The sequence below is a fragment of the Blastocatellia bacterium genome (assembly GCA_025054955.1).
In the GTDB taxonomy this organism is placed as follows: Bacteria; Acidobacteriota; Blastocatellia; order HR10; family J050; genus JANWZE01.
The window spans coordinates 24,734-39,043 of the sequence record JANWZE010000013.1; the positions used below are offsets into that span (position 1 = coordinate 24,734).

The 14,310-nt window shown below is 56.6% G+C and carries 14 protein-coding genes; 7 read left to right on the forward strand and 7 right to left on the reverse strand.

What is annotated here, in order from left to right; all coding sequences use genetic code 11:
* Positions 1–13: 13 nt before the first annotated feature.
* The 3 genes from bamD to NZ823_01260 are packed head-to-tail and all read right to left on the reverse strand — an operon-like array spanning position 14 to position 2,235.
* Positions 14–1,159 carry an outer membrane protein assembly factor BamD gene (gene bamD, locus NZ823_01250; protein ID MCS6803754.1) on the reverse strand — a complete coding sequence of 382 codons (1,146 nt, stop codon included), beginning with the start codon at positions 1,157–1,159 and terminating at the stop codon, positions 14–16.
* Entirely contained in the window at positions 1,156–1,860 is a 705-nt protein-coding gene (rpe, locus tag NZ823_01255; protein ID MCS6803755.1) for a ribulose-phosphate 3-epimerase, read from the reverse strand. The genes bamD and rpe overlap by 4 nt, the downstream gene beginning before the upstream one ends.
* Positions 1,861–1,878: 18 nt before the next feature.
* Positions 1,879–2,235, reverse strand: a complete 357-nt coding sequence (locus NZ823_01260; protein ID MCS6803756.1) for a PASTA domain-containing protein — start codon at positions 2,233–2,235, stop codon at positions 1,879–1,881.
* Positions 2,236–2,882: 647 nt separating this feature from the next.
* Between NZ823_01260 and fadI the strand changes: the two genes are divergently transcribed.
* From fadI to NZ823_01295, 7 genes are all read left to right on the forward strand, one after another.
* Complete coding sequence (gene fadI / locus NZ823_01265; protein ID MCS6803757.1) at positions 2,883–4,175, forward strand: acetyl-CoA C-acyltransferase FadI; 1,293 nt, start codon at positions 2,883–2,885, stop codon at positions 4,173–4,175.
* A 111-nt stretch (positions 4,176–4,286) separates the two neighbouring features.
* Complete coding sequence (locus tag NZ823_01270; GenBank protein MCS6803758.1) at positions 4,287–5,189, forward strand: DUF1684 domain-containing protein; 903 nt, start codon at positions 4,287–4,289, stop codon at positions 5,187–5,189.
* Complete coding sequence (locus tag NZ823_01275; protein MCS6803759.1) at positions 5,158–5,976, forward strand: alpha/beta hydrolase; 819 nt, start codon at positions 5,158–5,160, stop codon at positions 5,974–5,976. The genes NZ823_01270 and NZ823_01275 overlap by 32 nt, the downstream gene beginning before the upstream one ends.
* A gap of 245 nt (positions 5,977–6,221) precedes the next feature.
* Complete coding sequence (locus NZ823_01280; protein ID MCS6803760.1) at positions 6,222–7,784, forward strand: amidohydrolase family protein; 1,563 nt, start codon at positions 6,222–6,224, stop codon at positions 7,782–7,784.
* A gap of 389 nt (positions 7,785–8,173) precedes the next feature.
* A complete protein-coding gene (locus NZ823_01285; protein MCS6803761.1) occupies positions 8,174–8,926 on the forward strand; it encodes an enoyl-CoA hydratase/isomerase family protein in 753 nt (250 codons plus the stop codon).
* Between the two features lie 36 nt (positions 8,927–8,962).
* Positions 8,963–9,220 carry an acyl-CoA-binding protein gene (locus NZ823_01290; GenBank protein ID MCS6803762.1) on the forward strand — a complete coding sequence of 86 codons (258 nt, stop codon included), beginning with the start codon at positions 8,963–8,965 and terminating at the stop codon, positions 9,218–9,220.
* A gap of 229 nt (positions 9,221–9,449) precedes the next feature.
* Positions 9,450–10,253: a polyphosphate kinase 2 family protein gene (locus NZ823_01295; GenBank protein MCS6803763.1), complete on the forward strand. Its 804-nt coding sequence runs from the start codon at positions 9,450–9,452 to the stop codon at positions 10,251–10,253.
* Positions 10,254–10,404: 151 nt separating this feature from the next.
* On the opposite strand, the gene NZ823_01300 is transcribed toward NZ823_01295, so the two are convergent.
* The 4 genes from NZ823_01300 to NZ823_01315 form a co-directional block, all read right to left on the reverse strand.
* Complete coding sequence (locus NZ823_01300; protein MCS6803764.1) at positions 10,405–11,400, reverse strand: TIGR03842 family LLM class F420-dependent oxidoreductase; 996 nt, start codon at positions 11,398–11,400, stop codon at positions 10,405–10,407.
* A gap of 277 nt (positions 11,401–11,677) precedes the next feature.
* Entirely contained in the window at positions 11,678–12,547 is an 870-nt protein-coding gene (locus tag NZ823_01305; GenBank protein ID MCS6803765.1) for an acyltransferase, read from the reverse strand.
* Between the two features lie 18 nt (positions 12,548–12,565).
* Positions 12,566–14,068, reverse strand: coding sequence for an NCS1 family nucleobase:cation symporter-1 (locus tag NZ823_01310; GenBank protein MCS6803766.1), 1,503 nt, complete (start codon positions 14,066–14,068; stop codon positions 12,566–12,568).
* On the reverse strand, positions 14,061–14,310 hold a 250-nt coding region (locus tag NZ823_01315; protein ID MCS6803767.1), incomplete at its 5' end, for a hypothetical protein. The genes NZ823_01315 and NZ823_01310, both read right to left, overlap by 8 nt.

A 14,310-nucleotide genomic window follows, 5' to 3' on the forward strand; every position in this document is an offset into this window, starting at 1 on the left:
GATGGCTTGCGGTTTAGTTTGGTTTGGGATTCGTCTGCTGTTGCTGAGTCGGTTGCTGACCATCCTTTTGTTGATCCGGTTTCTTTTGATCAGGACTGCCCACCGTCACCCTTTGTTCACCGCGCGCGCCGCCTCTGGCGCCCGATGCTCTCGGGCCAACACCAACGACGGACGATTCAGCCGTTGTCACAGTTGATGGGCGCGTGTATTGCTCGGCCGCTGCCACCAGTTCGTCTGCCGTGAGGTCTTCTTTGAGCAGTATGCCTTGTTTGGGCACGCGCATGTCGGGATTAGCGATCAGGCCCATCACGAAGCCCAATGTCGAACCGAGCATCCCGCGGTCCGGCGGCGGCAATGCTACCGCTACTTCCACAGGCCCCGATTCGGGCACAGGTTTCCCCATCATCTCAATCATCGCCGCCGCCCGCTCGCGATACTTGCTGGTTGGATAGGAGCGCACCAATCGCGCCAAGTATTTGGCTGCCTCATCCGGCTCCTCTAGTTCAAACAGCACTTCGCCCAACCGGTAAAGTGTCTCGTCCATTTTGGTGTATTCCGGGTATTCTTCGGCAACTTCACGCAGCCGATTGCGAGCGCCTTTAAGCTGTTCACGCCGCATCTGCACGCGAGCGACTTCCATGTGATGCTCGGCCAGATGATTGCGAACTTCTCGGAGCCGCTGCTGGATTTCTTCCTTGTGATTTGTGTTGGGGTAACGCTGCAAGATGGCCAGCAAATTCTTCTCAGCTTTCTTGGCTGCCGTGACATCGCGATTGGGCGCCAGAATCTGACGCATGTCAATATAGGCTACGTGCAACAACGCATCATCGGCCAGCGGATGGGTCGGGAAGAAGTTGGCAAAGTCCTTATACTCGACCGCCGCCTGCGCCAGCGCCTCGCTTGTGCCTTCACGATAGAACGAATCGGCGATCATCAACTTGGCCATCGGCACATAAGGACTGTCCGGGTAGGTGGTGATCAACGTATTGAGTAACAGCCGACCCACGATGTATTTGTTACGCTCCAAATCTTTGGCCGCCTGTTGCAATAATTCACTGTCGCGCCGGGTCTCCTGACCGACCTGCTTTTTACCCCTGCCGCAGCCGGTCAGCGCCAACGCGCCGATGACGATCAGAATCGAGAGTTTCCACACGTTCATACCTGCTCTCCTACGGTTGCACCAATCCAACGCGCTTGCGCGCGATGGGCTAGTTCCAACATCTCATGAATCACGGCGGCTGGGTCCGGCGCTCCAAAAATAGCCGAGCCAGCCACGAGTATCTCGGCGCCGGCGGTGACGACCTGTTCCACATTGGCTGTTGAAATGCCGCCGTCAATTTCGATGCGTGTTTTCAGTTGACGGTCCTGAATCAAGCGATCCAGGCGCCGCACCTTGTACAAGCTGGCCGGAATAAACGTCTGCCCGGCAAAGCCCGGATTGACCGACATAATCAGTACGTAGTCGGCCAGCGGCAACACCTCTTCCACCGCGCTCAACGGTGTGGCCGGATTCAACACAGCGCCAGCCTGACAACCCAGCTCTCGAATGCGAGCCAGCGCGCGATGCAGGTGCACGGTCGCCTCCACGTGCACTGAGATCAAATTTGCGCCAGCCTTGACGAAATCTTCAATGTACCGCTCAGGCTCCACAATCATCAGGTGAACATCCAGCGGCAAATCCGTGACGCGCCGCACCGCCTCAACCACCAACGGGCCAACCGTGATGTTCGGCACAAACCGACCGTCCATGACATCCACGTGAATCAACGCAGCGCCCGCTCGCTCCACAAGCTGGACCTGTTCGCCTAATCGCGTGAAATCAGCGGATAAAATGGACGGCGCAATTTCAATCATCTTCATCAATCTCTACCAACGTGATTATTGAGGCGGCTTGCTTGATGGATGAGCCGGCCCAAGACTGACGCTGACGCGCAATGGTTGTCCCTGTCTGACGGGCATTCCCGCGCGCGGCCATTGCTCGACAATCGTGTTGATCGGAGCTGTCTCATGATAAACACGGCTCTTGACCTCAAGAGCCTCGAATCCTGCTCGCTGAGCCGTCTCTTCCGCCTGTGTCAGGCGCTGACCAACAAGATCAGGAACAATCACCACAGGCCGGCGCATGGATACATACAGAGCAGCCGTTGCACTCAGCATAAACGTCAACACCAATCCCACTAGGATCAGCACATCGCGGCCCAGCGGGAACACCACTTCCCGCCAATGGGATTGCATGTTTGTCCTTGCTATCATCAAGGCCAAGAGTCTATCACCTACGCCACAACGGTTTCAACTCGAATTTGGCTGTGACCAGCGACATAAGCCCGCCCCTCGGAGCGTTCGCCTAACCGACTACGATTTCAATTCGAGTTTGGCTGTGAGCGCCAGCGCATCCCTCAACAGTGAACCAACTTATGGATCGCTTGCGCCGTGTGATATGATACCGCCTCTTGAATAATCACCCATGCGTTCATGCGTGTGACGAACCATCAAATTACCCGTGTTACGCCGCACGAATGTGTGGCGACGGGCGGCTGATGGCCTGAGGGCCTCTGTTGTGCTGCATGAACGTGTGGCGACGGGTGGCTGATGGCCTGAGAGCAATAGCATTGTTAGTGGAGTTGGATAGAACGCCGATGAGGTGGGTGCGGCGGATTGGGTTGCTGATACCAGATGTGACGCATCGGGGGCTCATTGGCGAGCCGAGGGCACAGCCCGCATGGGGCGTGTGATGAAAATTAAAGAGTTTGGGTCTTAGAGCGGTTTGTGAATGAGTGTGCCTTGGGAGCGCACGTTTCCAGCATGGCATTTCCCCGCAGATGTGGGGCCCCCAGCTAAAGGCAACTGAAAATCGCTCGAGGGCCCGTATTTGAGGAGGCATCATGGTTGACAGAGCGCGTCGCGTTGCTATTGTTGATGGTTGTCGCACACCGTTCATCAAATCCGGTACGCTGCTGAAGGACTTCACGTCTTATGAGCTGGGGAAAATCGCTACCATCGAATTGCTCAACCGAACAGAATTGGATGTCAACGAAGTGGATGAAGTGATCTTCGGAACAGTGGTTCCCAGTATCAAAACCTCGAATGTAGCTCGCGAAATCGCCATTGATGCAGGCGTGCCGCCGCATGTGCCGGCTTTCTCCGTCGCGCGCGCCTGCGCTTCAGCCAATCAAGCGATCACCAGCGCCGCCGAAGCCATCCTAACAGGCCGTTGCCATACGGTCATCGCCGGCGGCACTGAGTCGCTCTCTGACCCACCGATCCTATTTTCCCGACGCATGCGTGAGGCATTTCAGCAAGCTGCCAAAGCAAAATCCTTTGGCGCGAAGCTTCGCGCCTTTGGCCATCTGAGGTTGCGCGACCTGGCACCGGAAGCGCCGGCGATTGCCGAACGCGTGACCGGTCTGACGATGGGTCAATCGGCTGAACGGATGGCCAAAGAAAACGGCATCTCACGCAAAGAGCAGGATGAATTTGCCTACCGCAGCCACAGAAACGCCGCTGCCGCCACCGACGACGGCCGACTCAAACAGGAAATCGTCCCAACATTTCTGCCACCGGATTTCACCACTGCTGTCACCGAAGACAACGGCATTCGCCGTGACACAACATTGGAAGCGCTCGCCGAACTCCCACCTGTATTCGATCGCCAGTATGGTTCGGTCACCGCCGGAAATGCTTCTCCACTGAGCGACGGCGCGTCGGCCTTGCTCATCATGTCACAGGAGAAAGCCAGGGCGCTCGGCTACAGGCCACTCGGTTACATTCGTTCGTATGCTTATGCGGCGCTCTCGCCGTGGGACCAATTGCTGATGGGGCCGGCTTACGCCGCGCCGATTGCACTAGACCGGGCTGGACTCTCGCTCAAGGACATGGACCTGATTGAAATGCACGAAGCGTTTTCCGCTCAGGTGCTCTCTAACATTCAAGCATTCCAGTCGCGCGCGTTTGCGCGGGAAAAACTTGGACGTGAAGAACCGCTTGGCGAAGTGGACCTGGAGAAACTGAACGTCTGCGGCGGCTCGATTGCCATCGGGCATCCATTCGGCGCCACCGGCGGACGTCTCACGATCACCATCCTGAACGAGCTGAAGCGCCGTGGCGGCCAATTCGGGTTAATTACCGTGTGTGCTGCCGGCGCATTGGGCTTTGCCATGGTCGTCGAACGCGAATGACGTTACGACCTCTCAGTCTTTTCTTTGCGTGCTTTGCGCCTTTGCGGTTATTCTGTAGTGCGTGGCGCCAAGCTGTGCTCAGTTGTGTTCGTCAGTATGAAAGGAGCTTTCATGCTATTGCTGGTTCTGTGGTGCGTGCTCGTGTGGGGCATTGCTGCTTCGCCGCGTCCTGCTCAGGATGAGGCTGCCTATGCAGCCGAGGTTGAGCAATGGCATCAACAGCGGATCAAGTCGCTCACCGGTGAGACGGGCTGGTTGAATCTGGCCGGCCTCTTCTGGTTGAAAGAAGGGCGCAGCAGTTTCGGCGCGGCCAAGACGAATACCATTGTTTTTCCGTCGGGGAAAGCGCCGGCGCGAATCGGCTGGTTTATTTTGAAGGATGGCGTTGTGAGCGTTCGGATTCGGCCCGGCATTGATGTTCGTTGCCAGGGAAAGCCTGTCAGGTTCATGACGCTGCGCAGCGATGCGGATGGGCAGCCAACGATCCTGACGCATGGATCATTGAGCTGGTTCGTTATCAAACGAGACAAGGAGTTTGCCATTCGGCTTCGTGATAGTCAGCATCCTCACCTCCGCGCGTTCAAAGGCATCGAGCGATTTCCTATCAATATCTCGTGGCGTATCGAGGCCAAATTCGAGCCATACGATCCGCCCAGGAAAATTCCTATACTGACCGTTTTGGGCACAACGACAAAGGAACCGTCTCCGGGCGCGCTCGTGTTTCAGTTGCAAGGTCGCACACATCGGCTCGACGTGATCGCCCGACCTGAGGATGAGCAATTGTTTGTGATGTTTGCCGACGAGACGAACGGCCAGGAGACGTACGGGGCCGGACGTTATCTCTACGTTGACAGGCCAGACAAAGACGGCACGGTGATCCTTGATTTCAACAAAGCCCACAATCCACCCTGCGCGTTCACGCCGTATGCGACCTGTCCGTTGCCGCCTGAGCAGAATCGCTTGCCGCTGAAGGTGACGGCTGGTGAAAAACAGTACGAAGGCCCCGCTCATTGACGTTGTGACGCAGAATCCGCATTTGATGGTCAACGGTCGGAGATTGGAATTTGCCTGGCATGGACCGGGGCCTGAGCAAGCGCCTACGCTCGTCTTTCTGCATGAGGGCTTAGGGTGCGTCGCGATGTGGCGCGACTTCCCGGCCAAGCTGGCAGCAATGACCGGCTGCGGTGCGTTTGTCTATAGTCGGTTCGGATATGGCCAATCGGAATCGTGCGCGTTGCCGCGTCCACTTACGTTCATGCATGAAGAAGGCTTGCGCGTGTTGCCTGAGGTGCTCGCCACTGCGGGGATTCGTCAGTGCGTGTTGATCGGGCATTCCGATGGCGGCTCGATTGCCATCATTTATGCTGGCGGCACACTGGCTGCGCCGCTCCGCGGCTTGATCTTGGAAGCGCCGCATCTATTTTGTGAATCACTGACGCGGCAGTCCATCGAGCGGGTCACTGCTCAGTATCATCAGGGCGAGCTGCGGCAGCGGCTGGAAAAATATCACGGCGCGAATACAGCCTGTGCATTTGAAGGGTGGAGCGGCGCGTGGTTGCATCCGGACTTCGTCTCCTGGAACATCGAGCACTACGTCGCGAAGATCAACGTGCCAATCCTGCTCATTCAAGGCGAGCAGGACGAATACGGAACAATAGCTCAGGTTGAGGCAATTGCGCGTCAGGCCCGCGCCGGCGTTGACGTGTTGCTGCTGCCCGATTGTGGACACGCGCCCCATCGAGATCAAGAAGCTGCAACGTTACAGGCCATGAGCGCTTTTGTCTCACGCATCATCGGGTGAACGCGCCCGATCGGTTGCCGGACAACAGCTCATCGGGTGAACGCGCCGATCAGTTGCCGGACGCGGGTGAACCATTTTAGAATCAGCCGCCACGCCCATCATGAAACGAGGAGGTCGAAACGGTGAGACGTTTAACCAGTAGACGCTTGCTTATCGCATGGCTCATCGCGCCGGTGTTGACGTTGGCGCAGTCGGGCCAGCAACAGCCGGAACCGCTACCCGGTGAAGAAGGCATTCAATCGGCCATGCGACGCGGCTTGACGCCAGCCGTGGATGCGCCACCACGTAAAGAAGGACTGGGTCCGTATAAGCGACTCGTTATACGCGGCGGCACGCTCATTGATGGAACCGGCGCGCCGCCTGTTGGGCCGGTTGACATCGTCATCGAAGGCGACCGCATCGCCGAGATTCGCAGCGTCGGCGTTCCCAAAATGCCGATCCGCCCAGAACGACGCCCAGCCGCCGGCGACTACGAACTGGATGCGTCGGGCATGTACATTCTGCCGGGTTTCATTGATGCACATGCTCACATTGCCACGCCGATGCATGGTGCCGTCGGTAAGATGTTGCCTTCGGAGTATGTCTTCAAGCTCTGGCTGGCGCACGGCATTACTACGGTGCGCGAGGTCGGCTCCGGCAATGGTCTGAGATGGACACTGGCTCACAAGAAAAAGAGTGAAGCCAACGAAATCACCGCGCCGCGCATTGAGGCGTATGCCACATTCGCCTATGCAGAACGTGGCAAAGGATTGGCTACGCCTGAACTGGCGCGGCAATGGGTTGCGCAGGTGGCCGAAGCGGGAGCGACCGGCATCAAGTTTTTCGGCGCGCCACCAGACATCATGAAAGCCGCGCTGGACGAGGCGAAGAAACGCGGTCTGCGCACGGCTTGTCATCATGCTCAGCTCGCTGTGACCCGGATGAATGTCGTGGATACCGCACGGTGGGGATTGACCAGCATGGAGCATTGGTATGGTTTGCCAGAAGCGTTGTTCACCGACCGCGTCGTGCAGGATTATCCGCCTGATTACAACTATAATGATGAGCAACACCGTTTCGGACAAGCTGGCCGGCTGTGGAAACAAGCGGCTAAACCGGGCAGCGAAAGGTGGAATGAGGTCATCTCCATTCTGGTATCGCATGACTTCACCATAGTGCCAACGTTGACCATTTACGAAGCGAGCCGCGACCTGATGCGTGCCATGCGCGCCGAGTGGCACGATGAATATACACTGCCCACGCTCTGGCGATGGTACGCGCCCAATCGCGATGCGCACGGCTCTTACTGGTTTGATTGGACAACTACGGACGAAATTGAATGGAAGCGGAATTATCAACTTTGGATGACATTCATCAATGATTACAAGAATCGTGGCGGACGTGTCGCCGTCGGCAGCGATGCCGGATTCATCTACAAGCTCTTCGGGTTTGATTACATTCGCGAGTTCGAGTTGTTGCAAGAGGCCGGCTTCCATCCGCTGGAGGTGATTCGCTCGGCCACGCTGCTGGGCGCAGAGTTGATCGGTCGGGAGAAAGAGCTTGGCAGCATCCAGGTCGGCAAGAAAGCCGATATGGTCATTGTTGGCGAAAATCCGCTGGCCAATTTCAAAGTGCTTTACGGCACAGGCGCAATACGACTCAATGATCAGACAGGTCGTGTTGAGCGCGTCGGCGGCGTCAAATGGACGATCAAAGACGGCATCATTTATGACGCTAAGGCGCTACTGAATGATGTTCGCACGATGGTCGCTCAAGCTAAACAAGCAGAGGCAGCAGCCAGCAACAAGCCGAACGCTGCAACCAAATAACGTCGCAGGGGCCGTGGATCGTGGATCGTGATTCGTGATTCGTGGGTCGTGATTCGTGGATCGTAATTCGGAGACTCAAGTAACGTGACAAACGTTCAGGGCGTTTTTGGAGTGCTGCGACGTGTCGCAGCTTTGGCCGGAAAGCGGTGACACGTCACTGCACGCCAAAACTGCCCATTGGCCCAAAATGTCCCAGAACTTTTGTCCACCTACTTGAGTCGTGATTCGTGATTCGGGGGATCGTGGCTCCAGCCTCGATCCTTCATCCTCAATTCACACCGACTCCGGCCCTGCACGGGTTGTCTTTGACCATTGCGCTTTGCTATTGTTTTGCGTCTCGATGTATTGATGCTCAGACGTCCTACAAACAACTTAAGGAGGAGTTATCAATGATTCATCGCGAAGATCGTGGCTTAGTCGCTGTCGTGCGGATGGAGCACGGTAAGGTCAATGCCGTGGATACGGAGTTATTGATGGCGCTCACGCAGGAGTTCCGCGAGATTGAAGCGTCCAGGGCCAAAGCTGTTGTGCTGACAGGAACTGGCAGTGCATTTTCGGCCGGCGTTGATCTATTTCGCATCCTGCGCGGCGGTCGGGATTACTTGGAGACGTTCTTACCGGCGCTGACAGAGACAGTGCAAACATTTTTAACACTCACCAAACCTGTGGTGATGGCTGTCAACGGACACGCCATTGCCGGCGGGTGCATCATCGCCTGCGCCGGCGATTACCGTTTGATGGCCGACGGCGGAGGGAAAATCGGCGTGCCTGAGCTGCTCGTTGGCGTGCCGTTTCCTGAAATGGCGTTGGCCGTATTACGCGCGGTCGCGCCGCCTCAACACATTCAGGAGATGATCTACACGGGGCGCACATACTCGCCTCAAGAAGCATTGAAGCGCGGGATCATTGACGAGCTGGTTGCGCCGGATGAGTTGATGGATCGCGCGTGCACGCTGGCTGAGCAATTTGGCGCCATCCCGTCAGTGTCGTTCCGTATTGCCAAGCGTCAACTGCGCCAGCCTTTGCTCGATCGCTTGGAACACTATAAGCAGATGGACAAAGAGATCATCCAATTGTGGGCCTCGGATGAAATTCGGGCAGCGATTGAAAGCTATCTGGAGCGAACGCTCGGTAAGAAATAGGAGTCGTCTGCTCGATCAATCTACAAAGAATCAATCATGACAGATTTGAAATCGCAATTTGAAAAAGCAGCGCGCCAGGTCAAACAACTCGCCAAACAGCCTGACAGTGACACAATGCTGCGGCTCTATGCGTTGTACAAGCAGGCGACACAGGGTGATGTCGCGGGCACGCGCCCTGGGCCAATGGATTTTGTCGGTCGCGCCAAATACGACGCCTGGGCCGAACTGAAAGGCATGAGTCAACGGGAGGCGATGCAAGCCTACATTGACTTTGTGGAAAGTCTCCAGCAGTAACGGTCGCTGTGCAACCAGTGTGGATGACGGCACCTGAACGGCTGACAATGGCGTCGAGACAATATCCAAAAGGGTCGCTGAGCAACCAAGCGGATGACGGCACCTAAACGAGCTGAACCTCTGTTCAGCTCACTGAAGACCGGCAACCGTCAGCCTCAGGTGCGGCGCAGGCCGAAGCCTCAACGGCCGGCGTGACCGAGCACACGATTTGAAAACAAGGAGGGCGTGGATGGAGCGGTACCGAATCAAACCGGGCAGCAAGGTCAACCTGAACAAGTGGGACGCCGATGACACCAGCGCATTTGACGGAGACAAAGAAGCAGCGGCAAAAAAATTAGCTGAACTGAATCGCCAACTCGATCAGTTGCAGGACGTGCTCTTCGCCGAGCGCAAACACAAACTGCTGATCGTGCTACAAGCGATGGACACGGGTGGCAAAGATGGTGTCATCCGCCACGTGTTTGAAAATGTGGACCCACTGGGCGTGCGCGTCGCTAATTTCAAAGCGCCCACGCCTCAGGAGCTGGCGCATGATTACCTCTGGCGCATTCACAAGCAGACGCCGGCCAACGGCGAGATCGTCATCTTCAACCGCAGTCATTACGAAGACGTGCTCATTGTGCGCGTTCACAATTTGGTGCCCCCGGCCGTGTGGCGCAAACGCTACGATCACATTAACCAGTTCGAGCGCATGCTCTCGGACGAGGGAACAACGATACTGAAATTCTTCCTACATATCAGCAAGGATGAGCAAGCCAAGCGGCTTCAAGCCCGACTGGATGATCCGACCAAACGCTGGAAGTTCAATCCTGGCGATTTGAAAGAGCGCGAGTTGTGGCCGGCCTACATGAAGGCTTATGAAGATGTGTTGAGTCGCACCAGCACCGAGTGGGCGCCCTGGTACATCATCCCAGCCAATCACAAGTGGTATCGCAACGTCGTTGTGGCCACGATCATTGTGAATACACTCAAAGGCCTGAAGATGCGCTATCCGCAACCCGATTTCGATCCCACCATGATTCAGATCAAATGAACGCGAATTGGACTTGAACACGCTGCCACGCGGTACAACTTGTCATGACCACGTATCGGTGAGCTCGTGTGACGATACTGGGATGATGATCGAGCGAATCGGCGCTATGCCGCATCCGTGCTCATTCACTTTCGATGCCTGCTCGGCCAGCTCAACGAAACGCTGGAATGATGTCACGCCCGTAAACTTCCAGCGTGCGCTCTTCTTCGCCGCACATCAGATAGATGTTGAATTGAGTGACGCCAAGCTGTTGCAGTTCTCGCAATCGTTGGATGTGTGTTTCAACTGGTCCAACAATGCAGAAGCGGTCTACGATTTCGTCAGGCACAAAGTTGGCATTTGAACTACCCACTTCACAATGATGCAAATAATCGTAGCCTTGCCGATGACGCACGTAGCTGGTCAATGCTTCAGGCAATTCATCAGGCGAGTAGCGCGAGATCAGATCAACCACATGATTGGAGACCAGCGCAGGGAACCAACGCACTGGCTCGCGCGCGGCGGCCAGGTCATCGGAGACCCACACAGCGGTAGCGCTCATCACGCGCAATGTGGCTGGATCGCGGCCGGCTTCTTCCGCGCCCTGCCGCACGAATCCCAAACACCATTGAATCAACGCTGGGTCAGCAAACTGGAGGATGACGCCATCGGCGACTCGGCCGGCGCAACGCAACACCTTGGGGCCATAGCCGGCGACCCACACCGGCGGAACGGCCGTGTCAGCCCATGTCATCTGGATCGGTTGGTCATCGTAGATGATTTGCTTGCGTGCATTCAAATCCCGAATCACCTGAATCGCCCGTTCCATGCGCGCCAGCGTCGCCGGACTTTTGCCCATCACGCGTCGCGAGCTGTCGCCGCGCCCGATGCCCAGGTCCATCCGTCCGCCGGAAATGCGATTGAGCGTTGCTAGCAAGCTGGCCGTCACCGTCGGATCACGCACAATCGGATTGGTCACACAGGGGCCGAGCCGCATTTGGCGCGTGTGCATAGCCATCAACGTCAACAGCGGGTAAGGCTCTTGCCAGAGAATGTGCGAATCAAAGACCCATCCATAGCTGAAGCCAAGAGCCTCGGCTTGCTTGGTCAGGTTGACGATTCGTTCAGGTTCCATGTCAGGTTTGAATGTGATCGCAAATTCCAGCATGCTCATCTCCTCAGAAAAAGTGACACAGGCGTTCCGCCCTGTGGCGTTTTTCAACGTTTCCAGGTGTCGTCCAGACGGCTTGTGGAACCACTCTGAAAATCAGCGCCAACGAATGAAAGATTCCACCAGATAGAACATCCGTTGGCACGTTTCATCCGTTGGCAAATCAATTCTCGTCGTTTTGGAGCGTCGTCTGCGACACGCTCACCATTCGGTTAGAAACCGCCTCGGATGCGACGCGCTGCCATCTGATTTCGACACCCCATCTTTGCATCGTTCAAATCTTGACTAATTCGTCATAAGTTTCCGGGCGACGGTCACGGAAAAATTGCCAGATATTCCGCACCTGGCGAATCATGTCCAGGTCAAGCTCAGCCGTGACCAACTGGTCGCGGTCACGGCTCGCTTCGGCCACCAGTTGACCGCGCGGATCACAAAAGTAACTAGTGCCATAAAACTCGCCAATGCGCCATGGGTCTTCGTAGCCCACGCGATTGATGGCGCCGACAAAGTAAGCATTGGCCACCGCATGAGCCGGCTGTTCCAATTTCCATAAGTATTCGGACAAACCGGCAACGGTGGCCGACGGATTGAACACGATCTCCGCGCCGTTCAGCCCCAGCGCGCGAGCGCCTTCAGGGAAGTGCCGGTCATAGCAGATGTAGACACCCACATGCGCGTACTTCGTCTTGAAGACCGGGTAGCCCAGATTACCCGGACGGAAATAGAACTTCTCCCAAAAGCCCGGCGCGCAGTGCGGGATATGATTCTTGCGGTACTTGCCCAGGTACGTCCCATCGGCGTCAATCACTGCCGCCGTGTTGTAGTAAACGCCCGTGATCTCCTCTTCATAAATCGGTACGATGATGGCCATCTGATACTTTCTGGCCAGCTCTTGCATCAGCCGCGTCGTCGGTCCGTCGGGAATGTGTTCAACCATCTCGTACCACCGCGGCGTCTGCTCAGCGCAGAAATACGGTCCATTGAACAGCTCCTGCAAGCAGAGAATCTGCACGCCTTCGCGGCCCGCTTGCTCGATCAGTTTCAGATGTCGTTCGACGCTGGCCTGTTTGATGGTTTCGACCGACTCCGCCGTCGAACACGCCAGCGAGGTTTGAATCAATCCGCATTTGACAATCCTGGGCATGAATGATGACTCCTCACTCTAAGATTTTGCTTGCGCTCGACCGCGCATCAGCGCCCAGTATAGCATAAAGCTCAGGGCGAACGTGACAAACCAACCATAGGTGTAAAGCTGATCGAACAGGCTCGGTGACTGAGCCAGCGCCGACGGACTCAACCAGGCGTAGCGCAACATGCCAGGCAACACCGGCGCAACGGCCACAAGAAAGACAACGACAGCGCGCCAGTTGACGCCGTTGCCATAGCGATAAACGCCATCAATATCGAACAGTGCCTGCAAGGAAAGCTGCCGTCGCCGAATGACCCAATAGTCACAAATCAGAATGCCGCCCAGCGCGCCCATCAAACTTGAATAGCCGATCAACCAACGGAAGATGTAGGCATCGGCGCTCTCCATCAATTTCCAGGGCATCATCACGAGCGCAAAAGTCGCGGTGATCAAACTGCCGGTGAGAAATGAAATGGCTCTGGGATTGAGGTTGGAAAACCCTGTCGCCGGAGCCACCACATTGGCAGCCATGTTGGTGGTGATCTGAGCCACCATGATGACCAGCATGGAAAAAACAATCACCGCCGGGCTGCCGATCATGCTGACCAACTTGACCGGGTCCCAAATCGGCTGACCGAACACAACCACCGTGGCGCTGGTCACCGCCACGCCCAAGAATGAGAACGCGAACATCGTGGTCGGCAATCCCAAGGCTTGGCCGAGTATCTGCGAGCGCTGACTGCTGGCATACCGCGTGAAGTCAGGAATGTTCAAACTGAGCGTCGCCCAATAGCCAACATTAGCTGTCAACGCCGGCCAGAAAATCTCCGACCACGGCCGGCGTTGCCCAGACTGTTGCAGGATGTGAGCGCCACGCAACATCGGTTCCAGCCCACCGGCAGCATCAAGCGCCCAGACGAACAGCAGCAATCCACCGACCAACAGCAGCGGCGCGCCCCACGCTTCCAGCCGCTTGATGCCTTCGATCCCACGCCACAAAATCGCCACCTGCGCCAACCAAAACACAAAAAATCCAATCCAGCCATGACCGGGCACATTCTGCCAGCCTGCCCAGGCCGCCGTCAGTAACGCATCAAGCGCCTGCCCGCCAATCCACGTCTGAATGCCAAACCAGCCACACGCCACAATCGCGCGCAGGGTTGCCGGCAGATGCGCGCCACGTGTGCCAAAACTGGCGCGACACAACACCGGAAACGAGATGCCATATTTCGTTCCGGCATGCGCATTGAGCACCATCGGAATCAGCACGATGACATTGCCGAGAAAAATCGTCATCAGCGCCTGCCACCACGTCATGCCTTGTTCAATCAAGCCGGCGGCCAGCAAGTAGGTCGAGATCACGACGCTCATACCGATCCAGAGCGCCGCAATGTGATAGGTGCTCCAGGTACGCTGCTCGGCCGTGGTGGGCGCTAAATCGGCATTCCAGAGCGGACTGGACGTGACATCATCGCCGAGATGACCAACGTCTTGTGAATCACCAGCGACCGGAATGGGAATGGATTCGTTAGCCATACCCGTGACACGTCCTACTTGCCATCAGATAAACGTCACAGCGATTGCGCCAACCGAGCGCGCGCCGAACCGGATCAAGCGCTGGCTTGCGTTGACGCTGTCGGAGATGCGCCCCTCTGGCGCAGTCTCCAATGATGATTGGCGTGACAGGCTTACCAGCGAACTGACGATCTCGATCATGGTGCTCTCGTGTGCGTGGACGCATCAGCCCTCTGAGCGGCGCTGGCGGCCTCTGCCAAGCT